Consider the following 12,660-nt stretch of genomic DNA (forward strand, 5'->3'; position numbering starts at 1 on the left):
AATCGATGCGCAATGTCAGGATCCGGACCGTTTAATTCGTGCAGTTTGCATTGATTTTTCAATGGCTGCAGGCGCCGTGGTTTCCCTGATCTAAGCTCATCGGTCGTACGTCGCGAAATTGTAGGAAACAAGCAAAGGAGCCTGCATGACTGGTCTCGCAATGAAGTTCATCGTTTACCTGAGTCTCTGTGGGTTGCTGACCGCATGCAACGACAAGCCGGAAGTGGAAAAAGAACGCCCGAGGGTGTTTGTACAGGAGGTCAAACCCGCTGATTTTGCGGCGTCGGTGACGTTGACCGGGGATATCCAGGCGCGGGTGCAGACCGACCTGTCGTTCCGCGTCGCGGGCAAGATCATCCAGCGCACGGTGGATGTCGGCGATCGGGTCACGGCCAATCAGGTCCTCGCGCGGCTCGATCCCAAGGACCTGCAGACCAGCGTCGATTCGGCCCAGGCCCAGGTGGTCGCCGAAGAGGCGCGGGTCAAGCAGATGGCGGCGGCGTTCGTGCGCCAGGAAAAACTCCTGCCCAAGGGCTACACCAGCCAGAGCGAATATGACTCGGCCAAGGCCGCCTTGCTCAGCAGCAAGAGCGCGCTGGTGGCGGCCCAGGCGCAGTTTGCCAACGCCCGCGATCAACTGAGCTACGCCGCGCTGGTGGCCGATGCCCCCGGTGTGATCACGGCGCGCCAGGCCGAAGTCGGCCAGGTGGTGCAGGCCACTGTGCCGGTGTTCAGCCTGGCCCGCGATGGCGAGCGTGATGCGGTGTTCAACGTGTACGAATCCTTGCTGATGGAAGCGCCCAGCTCCCGGGACGTGGTCGTCAGCCTGCTGGATAACCCGAAGATCCAGGTCACCGGCACCGTGCGCGAAGTGACGCCTTCGGTGTCGGCACAAACCGGCACGGTGCAGGTCAAGGTGGCGCTCAAGGAGTTGCCTGAAGGCATGCGCCTGGGTTCGGTGGTCAGCGCCACCGGCAATGTCGCGGCGCAGAAAGTCGTCGAGTTGCCGTGGTCATCCCTGACCAAGAAAGTCCATGAGCCGGCAGTGTGGCTGGTCGATGACCAGGGCAAGGCGAGCCTGCATGTGGTCAAGGTGGGGCGTTACCAGACGGGCAGTGTGCTGATTCGCGATGGGCTGGAGCCTGGGCAGAAAGTGGTCACCGCCGGTGGCCAACTGCTGCACCCGGGGGTGCTGGTGGAAATTGCCCCGCCATCCGATAAAGCCGCGGAGAGTCTGCCATGAAGCGTTTGTTAGTGATGTCGGCGGGCCTGTTGCTGGTGGCCTGTTCGAAGCAGGAGGAGCCGCCGGCACCGATTCGCCCGGTGCTCTCGATGGTGGTCGAGGCCATGGGCCAACAAGACCTGGGACGCTTTGCCGGGAGTATCCAGGCGCGCTATGAGAGCAATACCGGCTTTCGTGTGGCCGGACGCATCGCCAGTCGCAGCGTCGACGTCGGCAGCGAGGTCAGCGCCGGCACGTTGCTGGCGAGCCTCGACCCGACCGATCAACAGAACCAGTTGCGCGCCGCCCAGGGCAACCTGGCGCAGATCCAGGCGCAACTGATCAACGCCCAGGCCACGGCCCGTCGGCAACAGGAACTGTTCAACCAGGGCGTGGGTGCCCAGGCGCAACTGGACACGGCCAACACCGACCTGAAAACCACCCAGGCTTCGATGGATCAGGCCAAGGCGGCGGTCGATCAGGCTCGCGATCAATTGTCGTACACCGAGTTGCGCGCCGATCATGCGGCGGTGGTCACTGCCTGGAGTGCCGAGGCCGGGCAGGTGGTGACGGCAGGGCAACAGGTGGTGACCCTGGCGCGCCCGGACATCAAGGAGGCGGTGATCGACTTGCCGGCGGAGCTCGCCGAGCAACTGCCGGCCGATGTGGTGTTCGAGGTCAGCGCGCAACTCGACCCGAGTATCCATACCACGGCCGTGGTGCGCGAGATCGAGCCCCAGGCCGATAGCGCCACCCGCACCCGGCGTGCGCGCCTGACCCTGGCCGAGACGCCAGCGGGCTTTCGCCTCGGCACCTCGATCAGGGTCAGCCTCAGCTCCAGCGTCGCGCCGCGTATCGAATTGCCGTTGACGGCCTTGCAGGAGGTGGATGGCAAGCCCCGCATCTGGGTCGTCGACCCGGCGACCAGGACCGTCTCGCCACGGGACATCACCGTCATCAGCCGCAGCGACGGCAGCGCGACGCTTGCCGGTGGCGTGAGCCAGGGTGAGCGCGTGGTCACGGCCGGGGTCCACAGCCTGAAACCCGGACAAACAGTCAAAATCGACGAAGGAAGCCCACAATGAAAGGGAGTTTCAACTTATCCGAATGGGCTCTGAAGCATCAGTCGTTTGTCTGGTACCTGATGTTCGTTGCCTTGTTGATGGGGGTGTTTTCCTACCTCAACCTGGGGCGCGAAGAAGACCCGTCGTTTGCCATCAAGACCATGGTGATCCAGACCCGCTGGCCGGGCGCGACCCAGGATGAAACCCTCAAGCAGGTCACTGACCGGATCGAGAAAAAGCTCGAAGAGCTGGACTCCCTCGACTATGTGAAAAGCTACACCCGCCCGGGTGAGTCGACGGTGTATGTGAACTTGCTCGACACCACGCCGGCCAAGTCCATTCCGGACATCTGGTACCAGGTGCGCAAGAAGATCGGTGATATCCGTGGCAGTTTCCCCGCCGGTATCCAGGGCCCCTCGTTCAACGACGAGTTTGGTGACGTCTACGGCTCGGTCTATGCGTTCACCGCCGATGGCCTGACCATGCGTCAGTTGCGTGACTACGTCGAGCAGGCCCGCCTGGAGATTCATAGCGTGCCGGGGCTGGGCAAGATCGAGATGGTCGGCCAGCAGGATGAAGTGCTGTACCTGAACTTCTCGACCCGCAAACTGGCGGCCCTGGGCCTTGACCAGCGCCAGGTGTTGCAGAGCCTGCAAACCCAGAACGCGGTGACGCCGGCCGGGGTCATCGAGGCCGGTCCCGAGCGTATTTCCGTGCGCACCTCCGGGCAATTTGTCTCGGAGAAAGACCTGCAAGCGGTCAACCTGCGGCTCAACGACCGCTTCTACCGCCTGGCCGATATTGCCGAGATCACCCGTGGCTACGTCGACCCACCGGCGCCGATGTTCCGCTTCAATGGCGAGCCTGCCATTGGCCTGGCGATCAACATGAAGGCCGGTGGCAACATCCAGGAATTCGGCAAGTCGCTGCACGAACGCATGAATCAACTGACCGCCGATCTGCCGGTGGGCATCGGCATCCACGTCGTTTCCGACCAGGCGCAGGTGGTGGAAGAAGCGGTAGGCGGCTTCACCAGCGCCTTGTTCGAGGCGGTGATCATCGTGCTGGTGGTCAGCTTCATCAGCCTCGGGGTACGCGCGGGGCTGGTGGTGGCCTGCTCGATTCCGCTGGTGCTGGCCATGGTCTTCGTGTTCATGGAGTACAGCGGCATCACCATGCAGCGGATTTCCCTCGGCGCCCTGATCATCGCCCTCGGACTGTTGGTGGATGACGCGATGATCACGGTGGAGATGATGGTCTCGCGCCTGGAAATGGGCGACACCAAGGAGCAGGCGGCGACCTTTGCCTATACCTCGACCGCGTTCCCGATGCTCACCGGGACCCTGGTCACCGTTGCCGGCTTCGTGCCCATCGGCCTCAATGCCAGTTCGGCCGGTGAGTACACCTTCACCCTGTTTGCGGTGATTGCGGTGGCGATGATCGTGTCGTGGATCGTGGCGGTGCTGTTCGCCCCGGTGATCGGCGTGCATATCCTCAGCACCCAGGTCAAAGCGCATTCCACTGAACCCGGACGGGTCGGTCGGGCGTTCAACAACGGCTTGCTGTGGAGCATGCGCAATCGCTGGTGGGCCATCGGCATCACCGTGCTGTGCTTCGCCCTGGCGCTGTTTTCCATGCGCTTCGTGCAGAACCAGTTCTTCCCGGCCTCGGACCGGCCGGAAATTCTGGTCGACCTGAACCTGCCGCAAAACGCTTCGCTGGAGGAAACCCGCAAGGCGGTCGACCGCCTGGAAGCGACGCTCAAGGGGGACCCGGACATCGTGCGCTGGAGCAGCTACATCGGCCAGGGTGCGATCCGTTTCTACCTGCCGCTCGACCAGCAATTGCAGAACCCGTACTACGCGCAGCTGGTGATCGTCAGCAAGAGCTTCGAGTCGCGCGAGGTGCTCAGCCAGCGCCTGCGCGAACGCCTGCGCAAGGATTTCGTCGGTATCGGCAGTTATGTCCAGGCCCTGGAAATGGGCCCGCCGGTGGGGCGTCCGATCCAGTACCGGCTCAGTGGCAAGGACGTCGACCTGGTGCGCAAGCATGCCATCGACCTGGCCGCCGAGCTGGACAAAAACTCGCACATCGGCGAGATCATTTTCGACTGGAACGAGCCGGGCAAGGTGTTGCGCGTTGATATTGCGCAGGACAAGGCGCGTCAGTTCGGCTTGTCGTCCGAGGACGTGGCCAACCTGATGAACGGCATTGTCAGCGGCTCGACCGTGACCCAGGTCGACGACGATATCTACCTGATCAATGTCATCGGCCGGGCCGTGGACTCCGAGCGGGGCAGCACCAAGACCCTGCAGAACCTGCAGATCGTCACCCCGAGCGGCACCTCGATTCCGCTGCTGGCGTTTGCCACGGTGCGTTATGAACTGGAGCAGCCGCTGGTATGGCGTCGTGACCGCAAGCCGACGATTACGGTCAAGGCGGCGGTGCGCGACGAGATCCAGCCCACCGACCTGGTGCGCCTGCTCGAGCCGAAGATCAACGCGTTCGCCGCAGCGTTGCCCGCCGGTTACACCGTGGAAACCGGCGGTACGGTGGAGTCCAGCGCCAAGGCCCAGGGGCCGATCGCCAAGGTGCTGCCGTTGATGCTGTTCTTGATGGCGACCTTCCTGATGATCCAGCTACACAGCGTGCAGAAGCTGTTCCTGGTGGTCAGCGTCGCGCCGCTGGGCTTGATTGGCGTGGTCCTGGCGCTGGTGCCGACGGGCACGCCCATGGGCTTTGTGGCGATCCTCGGGATTTTGGCGTTGATCGGTATCATCATCCGTAACTCGGTGATCCTGGTGACGCAGATCGACGAATTCGAACGCAATGGCTCGACGCCTTGGGATGCAGTGGTGCAAGCCACCGAACACCGGCGTCGACCGATCCTGCTCACGGCCGCTGCGGCGAGCATGGGCATGATCCCGATTGCCCGGGAAGTGTTCTGGGGGCCGATGGCCTACGCGATGATTGGCGGGATTGTGGCGGCGACCTTGTTGACCCTGTTGTTCCTGCCGGCGCTGTATGTGGCCTGGTACAAGATCAAGGAGCCGCAGAAACAAGCCCTGTAAACCGAGTGCTTCGCACTCATCGCGAGCAGGCTCGCTCCCACATTGGATCTGTGCGGTCCTGTAGGAGCGAGCTTCAGCTGCGCCAGACACTCGCCAACCAGGGCTGCTGCTCACGCGGCAGCCCTGCCGGGCGGTAGTAGTGCTCCAGCTCGACAAACCCCGCCTCGGTGAGCAATTGCTGCCACGCCTGAAGATCGTGATACGCCCCATAGCGCGGCCCGTTCCAGCCTCCCTGGTTGTCGCCGCGGGGATTGGAGCTGAACAACACGCCCCCAGGTTTCAGCGTCCCATGCAGTTGGCGCAGCACCCGTGGCAACTCCTGCCGCGGGATGTGGAACAGCACGGCGTTGGCGAAGATCCCGTCGAAATACTCGATGGGCAGGTCGAGCTTGAGGAAGTCCTGCTGCCAGACTTCGCAGCCGCTGTCCTCGCGGGCCATTCGGGCAAACTCGGCAGAGCCATCCAGACCGACAGCCACGTGGCCCATGCGGGTGAACGTCTGCAAGTCGCGGCCAGGGCCACAGCCGAAATCCAGCAGGGTAAAGGGCTCCGCGGCGTTGATATGACGCAACAGCGCCGCGATGTTCTGGCTGACGTCGAGATCGCGGGTGCCTTCGCGAAAGCCCTCGGCCACCGAGTTGTAGTGGCCCAGGGTGGTGCGGGTGATCTGTTCGAGGTCGGCGTCGGTGTGCTTCATGATCGGCTGCGCAGGCAAGGGAGTTGCCTGCGACTATAAGCGTTTTTCGTCGCTCAGCGCTTGTTCAGCCCCCGCGCCAGGCGGTCGCCGCCGAGCTGGATCGCGGCCACCAGCAGCACCAGCAGCACAATCACCGTGAGCATGATCTGGCTGTCGAAACGCTGGTAACCGTAGCGGTAGGCGATGTCTCCCAAACCCCCGGCACCAATGGCCCCGGCCATGGCGGACGAATTGATCATGGTCACCAGGGTGATGGTGAAACCGCCGACGATCCCCGGCAGTGCCTCGGGCAACAACACGTGGCGGATGATGTGCCAGCGTCGGCAGCCCATGGCTTGCGCCGCTTCGATCAGGCCGTGGTCGACTTCACGCAGACTGACTTCGGCGATCCGTGCAAAAAACGGTGTGGCGGCGATGGTCAGCGGCACCACGGCGGCCCAGACACCGTAGGTGGTGCCGACGATCAAACGGGTAAAGGGAATCAGCGCGACCATCAGGATCAAAAACGGAATCGAGCGGAACAGATTGACGAAGGCGCCCAGCGCGCGGTTCAGCGTTGGTGCTTCGTAGATCCCGCCCTTGGAACTGGTGACCAGGATCACCGCCAGCGGAATCCCCGCCAGCAGGGCGATCAACGACGACACGCCGACCATCAGGAAGGTGTCGATAAAACCTTGCAGCAAGCGATCAAACCACATAACCCAGCACCTCCACCTGTTGTGCCCAATTGCCGGCGCGTTGGTGCAGGGCGTCGGCCGTGTGCGGCGAGTCGGTGACCGCCAGCAGCAGTTGCCCCAGGGCATGCCCCTGGATCCGTTCGACCCCGCCTTGAAGCAGCCGCACACGACCACCGAGGGCGGTGAACAGCGCGGCGAGATCGGGCTCCTCGCTGGTGCTGCCGGTAAATTGCAGGCGCAGCACCACAGCGGCATTTGCCGAGGGTGGTTGGGCCTGCAGGCGCTTCTGCAGTTCGGCGGGCAGGGCATGTTGCAGCGGCGCCAGCAGGGTTTTGCTGACCTCGTGTTGCGGGTTGCCAAACACTTCCCAGACCGGTCCTTGCTCGACAATGCGCCCGTGTTCGAGCACCACCACCCGATCGCAGATGTCGCGGATCACCGCCATCTCGTGGGTGATCAGCACGATGGTCAGGCCCAGGCGCTGGTTGATCTCGCGCAACAGGCCGAGAATCGACTGGGTGGTTTCCGGATCCAGCGCCGAAGTAGCCTCGTCGCACAACAGGATCGCCGGATCGTGGACCAGTGCGCGGGCAATGCCGACGCGCTGTTTCTGACCGCCGGACAATTGCGCCGGATAGGCTTTGTGCTTCTCCTGCAGGCCCACCAGTTCCAGCAGTTCACGGACCTTTTTCTCGCGCTCGGCCTTGGCCACGCCCGCCACCTTGAGCGGCAGTTCGACGTTCTGCCACACCGTCTTCGCCGACATCAGGTTGAAGTGCTGGAAGATCATGCCGATGCGTCGTCGTAGCGCCACCAGCCGGTCTTCGTCGAACTCGCCAATGTCGACCTGATCAATCAGCACCCGACCCGAGGTCGGTTGCTCAAGGCGGTTGATGGTGCGGATCAGCGATGACTTGCCGGCGCCGCTGCGGCCGATGATGCCGAACACCTCGCCACGCTGGATCGCCAGGTCGATGCCCTGCAGCGCCGCGACCGGACCCTGTTGGCCGTTGTAGGTCTTGCCCAGGCCGACGAAGCGTACATGGGCGTGATTAAGCTCGGGGTGCAGCTCGCTGCGCACCGCCGATTGGGGCTCTGGAATTTCCAGTCGCCGTTGGCTCGCGGCACTCATCCTCAGCTTTCCCAGCCGGCTTGGTAGAGCTTGCCGTGGGCCTTGTCGAGGGCGGCGCGCACGGCGGGCGAGTGCTGGTAAATGTCGACGAACTTGATCAGGCGCGGATCGGTTTTGTGGTCCGGCTGGATCACGAACTGAATCACGTATTCCTTGTGGTCGAGGCCGTCGAACAGCAGGGCCGAGCCGGCGTCGAAAGTCTTGGCCAGACGGATGTAGGCCGGGTAGCCCTGGACCAGATCGGCGTCGTCATAGGCGCGGACCAGTTGCACGGCTTCGACCTGGAGAATCTTGATCTTCTTCGGGTTGGCGATGATGTCGTCTTCGGTGGCCTTGTAGCCGACACCCTGCTTGAGGGTGATCAGACCGGCCTTGGCCAGCAGTTGCAGGCCGCGACCGCTGTTGATCGGGTCGTTGGCGATGGCCACGCTGGCGCCTTCCGGCAGTTCGTCGAAGCTTTTGTATTTTTTCGAGTACAGGCCGACGTTGTTGATGATCCCCGGCGCGAATGGCACCAGGTCAAAACCGGCGGCCGCCTTGGCGTTTTCCAGGAAGGGGATGTGCTGGAAGTAGTTCACGTCGATATCGCCGGAAGCGAGGCTGACGTTAGGCGCGATCCAGTCGCTGAACTCCACCAGTTCGACTTTCAGGCCTTGCTTGCCGGCTTCTTCGACGGCGGCCTCGAGGGGAATGGCGAAGGCGGCGGTGGTGCCGACTTTCAACGGGGCATCGGCGGCGAAGACGGCCGAGCTGAAAAGACCGAGGGCCAGGGCCAGTGCTTTGACTGGGTGGGAGAGGTAGTGCTTTTTCATGATGAGTTATCCAGTCAATAAATTAGGGTTGTGTCGTTTGGTCAGGCCTCTTCGCGAGCAGGCTCGCTCCCACAGTGGATCTCGGGTGTTCACATAACCCCTGTAGGAGCGGGCTTGCCCGCGAAGCTCTTAGCGTCTGAAGGACGCGCCCGTATGCCGGGCAGGCAATTGCGCTTGTTCCTGGAACAACTTTTCGCGCAACGTCCCTTGCTCGTAAGCCGTCTTGTACGACCCCCGTCGCTGCAACTCGGGAATCACCAGTTCGATGAAATCGACATAGCTTTCCGGCGAGACAATGCGCGTCAGGTTGAAGCCGTCCAGGCCGGTTTCGGCGATCCACGATTCCAGCTCGTCGGCGACCTGCTCGGGGGAGCCGACCAGGGTGATGTAGCGCCCGCCGAGGGCGTGTTGTTCGAGCAATTTGCGCCGGGTCCAGTCGTTGTTTTTCAGGTGCTGGGTGGCGGACTGGATGGCGTTGCTCTTGACGTACTGGATCGGCTCATCGAGTTCGTATTCGGAAAAGTCGATGCCGGTGGACGCCGAGAAATGCGCGACGCCGGCTTCGGCGCTGGCGTAGCTCAGGTACTCGGCATGCTTGGCCCAGGCCGCCTCTTCACTGGCGCCGACTATCACGTTCAAGCCCATGAACACCTTGATGTCCTCGGGATTGCGCCCGGCGCTGACGGCGCTGGCGCGGACCTTGTCCACCTGGGCCTTGGTCGAGGCTTTGTTCTGGCCGCTGATGAACACACATTCGGCGTGCTGCCCGGCGAACTGCAAACCGCGCGCCGAGCTACCGGCCTGGAACAGCACGGGGGTGCGCTGTGGCGAGGGTTCGCACAGGTGATAACCCTCGACCTGATAGAACTCGCCACGGTGCTCGACCTTGTGCACCTTGTCGGGTTGGGCATAGACCCGCTGTTCGCGGTCGTTGCGCACCGCGTCGTTTTCCCAGCTGCCTTCCCAGAGTTTGTACAGCACTTGCAGGTATTCGTCGGCCTGGTCATAGCGCCGGTCATGTTCGACCTGCTCTTGCAAGCCCATGGCCTTGGCGGCGCTGTCGAGGTAGCCGGTGACGATGTTCCAGCCCACCCGTCCACGGCTCAGGTGATCGAGGGTGGACAGGCGCCGGGCGAACAAATAGGGCGCCTCGTAGGTCAGGTTGGCGGTCAGGCCGAAGCCGAGATTCTTGGTCACCGCGGCCATCGCCGAGACCAACAGCAACGGGTCATTGACCGGCAGCTGGATCGACTCCTTCAACGTCACATCGACCGACTGCTGGTAGACGTCATACACCCCAACGATGTCAGCGATGAACAGCCCGTCGAACAAACCGCGCTCCAGCAGTTGCGCGAGTTCGGTCCAGTATTCGACGCTTTTGTACTGGGTCGAATTGTCCCGTGGATGGGTCCACAGGCCGTGATTGATGTGGCCGATGCAGTTCATGTTGAACGCATTGAGGAGGATTTTTTTCCGGGCTGGCTGGGCGCTCATCAGATCGTCCCTCGCAGTGGCGGATTTTCCTGATTGAGGTAGTAATTGCCGACGGCGTGGTACTTCCAGCGCACCGGGTCGTGCAGGGTGTGCACCCGGGCGTTGCGCCAGTGGCGATCGAGGCCGTGTTCGGCCAGGGTCGCGCGGCTGCCGGCCAGTTCGAACAGGGTGCTGCCGGCGGCCAGGGAAATCTCGGTACTGATGGCACGGGCTTCGGCCACGGCAATCGAGGCCGCCGCCACGCTCTGTGCATCGGTGGTTGCCTGGGCCAGGTCGAGAAATTCGCCAGCACGTTCGAGCAGGGCTTCGCTGGCGTGCAGGCGGATGCTCAGGTGGCCGAAGCTTTTGATGGTCAGGGGGTCGGCAGTCGCCTGGTCGTGGCCGGAGTCGATCCAGGGGCGGGTCTTGGTGCGCACGAAATGCAGCGCGTCTTCGTAGGCGGCGCGGGCGATGCCGGTGTCGATGGCGGCATGGAGAATCTGCGCCAGCGGGCCAACGGTGGTGGGGCGTTCGAACGCGCTCTGGAACGGGATCACATCATCTGCCGCGACGTAGACGTCCTCGAACACCACCGAACCGCTGCCGGTGGTGCGCTGGCCGAAACCGCTCCAGTCGTCGATCACGCTCAGGCCCTGGCTGTCACGCGGGACAAACGCCAGGTGCTGGACGCCGTGTTCATCGACCACCGAGGTCGGAATCCGCTGCGCGTAGATCGCACCGGTGGCGTAGAACTTGCGCCCGTTGATGCGATAGCCGCTGCCGTCCTGGCTCAGGCGGGTCAGGCGATCGTGAGCGGTTTTGGTGCCCAGCTCGGCCAGGGCGTTGCCGAAACGTTGACCGGCCAGGACCTCGGCGTACAGGCGCTTTTTCTGCGCCTCGCTGCCGTTCACCCGCAGCACTTCGAGGGCATAGAAATGGTTCTGCGGGATCTGTCCGAGGGAGCCGTCGGCCTGGGCGATGAGCGCGATGACCTTGGCCAGGGTGACATTGGAGACGCCGGCGCCACCGTACTCCTTGGGTACGCTGATGCCCCACAGGCCCGAGCGGGAAAACACTTCCAGCTCCGGGTGTGGCAGACGGCGTTCGCGGTCGCGCAGGGCGCTGTCGCGCTGGAAGTCTTCGGCCAGGTCGCTGGCGACAATAAGGGCTTGTTCATCGCTGGTAATGACCGCGACGGAGGGGGAGTACGTCATGTTTTTCTCTCCAGAGGTCTGGTCGGTCAGATCCAGGAATGCCGGTTGGGCAGGGTGCCGTTGAGGTGATAGTTGCCCACGGCGTGGTACTTCCAGCGCACCGGGTCGTGCAGGGTGTGCACCCGGGCATTGCGCCAGTGACGGTCGAGATTGAACTCGGCGAGGGTCGCGCGACTGCCGGCCAGCTCGAACAGCTTTTCACTGGCCAGCAGCGAGATTTCGGTGGTCAGCACCTTGGCCTCGGCAACGGCAATCGAGGCGCGAGCCGCGGAAGCGGCGGTGATGGGCGCGGCGCGGACCTGGTCGAGGACTTTGCCGGCTTTACGCAGCAGGGCTTCGGCGGCGTGCAGTTCGATCTTCAGCTTGCCGATATCGGCGATCACGTAGAGGTCGTCACTGGCGCGTTCGACCTTGGCATCGATCCAGGGCCGGGCACGGGTGCGCACGAATTCGATGGCGTCATCCAGCGCGCCACGGGCAATGCCGAGGTCGATGGCGGCCTGGATCAACTGCGAGACGGCGCCCTGGATATTCGGCGTGTCGTTGATCCGCCAGGTTTCGACCACGAGCTCGGCGTCGACGCGTACATCGTTCAGCAGCACGGTGCCGCTGGCGGTGGTGCGCTGGCCGAAGCCGGACCAGTCATCGACGATGCGCAAGCCCGGGGTGCCGCGCCGCACGAACGCCATGACTTGCCTGCCCTGGTCATTCAACGCCTTGACCGCGACCCAATGAGCGAACAGGGCGCCGGTGGAGTAGAACTTCTGGCCATTGAGGACCCATCCATCGCCCTCGGCGGTGATCCGGGCCTTGAGCTCCAGGGTGTTTTTGCTGCCGCGCTCCGGCCCGGCATTGCCGATGCGCCAGCCGTCGAGCACGCTCTGGAACAACTGCTGTTTTTGCCCTTCGCTGGCGACCTGTTGCAGCAGGTTGAGGATGCCGAACTGGTTTTGCGGAATTTGTCCCAAGGCCGGGTCTGCCGCGCTGATGATGGCGAAGACTTCAGCCAGGGTGACATGGGAAATTTCGGGGCCACCGAAGGCCTTGCCCAGGGTGATGCTGCCCAGGCCACTGCGGGTGAACTGCTCGATCTCGGCCCAGGGCAGTTTGCGCTGCTGATCGCGGCGTGCGGCTTGCAGGCGGGCGACAGCGGCGAGTTGGCGGGCGGCTTCGAGAGCCTCGGCATCGTTGCTCAGCACCTGTGCAGGCAACAATGCCGGGGAGACGTCCAGATCGCTCTGGACAGTTGCTTCGGCCAGATTGGACATCACTGCCACTCCTTGGCTGCACGCAATGCC

General features: G+C 63.3%; 10 protein-coding genes. 3 read left to right on the top strand and 7 right to left on the bottom strand.

The features are described 5' to 3' along the window. Positions 1-145: 145 nt before the first annotated feature. From ACZYR5_RS08005 to ACZYR5_RS08015, 3 genes are read left to right on the top strand one after another with little or no spacing between them, the layout of a single operon-like run. Entirely contained in the window at positions 146-1,243 is a 1,098-nt protein-coding gene (locus ACZYR5_RS08005) for an efflux RND transporter periplasmic adaptor subunit (RefSeq protein ID WP_489089136.1), read from the top strand. Next, complete coding sequence (locus tag ACZYR5_RS08010) at positions 1,240-2,307, top strand: efflux RND transporter periplasmic adaptor subunit (RefSeq protein ID WP_489089137.1); 1,068 nt, start codon at positions 1,240-1,242, stop codon at positions 2,305-2,307. The genes ACZYR5_RS08005 and ACZYR5_RS08010 overlap by 4 nt, the downstream gene beginning before the upstream one ends. Next, the gene (locus ACZYR5_RS08015) at positions 2,304-5,357 is read left to right on the top strand and encodes an efflux RND transporter permease subunit (protein ID WP_489089138.1); all 3,054 of its coding nucleotides are present in this window, start codon (positions 2,304-2,306) and stop codon (positions 5,355-5,357) included. Before ACZYR5_RS08010 ends, ACZYR5_RS08015 begins: the two co-directional genes overlap by 4 nt. Positions 5,358-5,430: 73 nt before the next feature. Here ACZYR5_RS08015 and ACZYR5_RS08020 read toward each other — a convergent pair whose 3' ends face one another. The 7 genes from ACZYR5_RS08020 to ACZYR5_RS08050 form a co-directional block, all read right to left on the bottom strand. Then, on the bottom strand, positions 5,431-6,054 hold the full coding sequence (locus tag ACZYR5_RS08020; protein ID WP_489089139.1) for a class I SAM-dependent methyltransferase: 624 nt from the start codon (positions 6,052-6,054) through the stop codon (positions 5,431-5,433). Positions 6,055-6,107: 53 nt separating this feature from the next. After that, a complete protein-coding gene (locus ACZYR5_RS08025; protein WP_489089140.1) occupies positions 6,108-6,752 on the bottom strand; it encodes a methionine ABC transporter permease in 645 nt (214 codons plus the stop codon). Continuing rightward, a complete protein-coding gene (locus ACZYR5_RS08030) occupies positions 6,742-7,863 on the bottom strand; it encodes a methionine ABC transporter ATP-binding protein (RefSeq protein ID WP_489089141.1) in 1,122 nt (373 codons plus the stop codon). Before ACZYR5_RS08030 ends, ACZYR5_RS08025 begins: the two co-directional genes overlap by 11 nt. Before the next feature lie 2 nt (positions 7,864-7,865). Next, the gene (locus tag ACZYR5_RS08035) at positions 7,866-8,675 is read right to left on the bottom strand and encodes a MetQ/NlpA family ABC transporter substrate-binding protein (RefSeq protein WP_489089142.1); all 810 of its coding nucleotides are present in this window, start codon (positions 8,673-8,675) and stop codon (positions 7,866-7,868) included. 129 nt (positions 8,676-8,804) lie between these two features. Continuing rightward, on the bottom strand, positions 8,805-10,169 hold the full coding sequence (locus ACZYR5_RS08040; protein WP_489089143.1) for an LLM class flavin-dependent oxidoreductase: 1,365 nt from the start codon (positions 10,167-10,169) through the stop codon (positions 8,805-8,807). Further along, positions 10,169-11,362, bottom strand: coding sequence for an SfnB family sulfur acquisition oxidoreductase (locus ACZYR5_RS08045; protein WP_489089144.1), 1,194 nt, complete (start codon positions 11,360-11,362; stop codon positions 10,169-10,171). The genes ACZYR5_RS08040 and ACZYR5_RS08045 overlap by 1 nt, the downstream gene beginning before the upstream one ends. Before the next feature lie 26 nt (positions 11,363-11,388). Continuing rightward, positions 11,389-12,630 (bottom strand): SfnB family sulfur acquisition oxidoreductase, encoded by a 1,242-nt coding sequence (locus ACZYR5_RS08050; RefSeq protein ID WP_489089145.1) that lies wholly within the window; start codon positions 12,628-12,630, stop codon positions 11,389-11,391. Between the last annotated feature and the right edge of the window lie 30 nt (positions 12,631-12,660).

This window comes from Pseudomonas sp. F007, assembly GCF_057814275.1.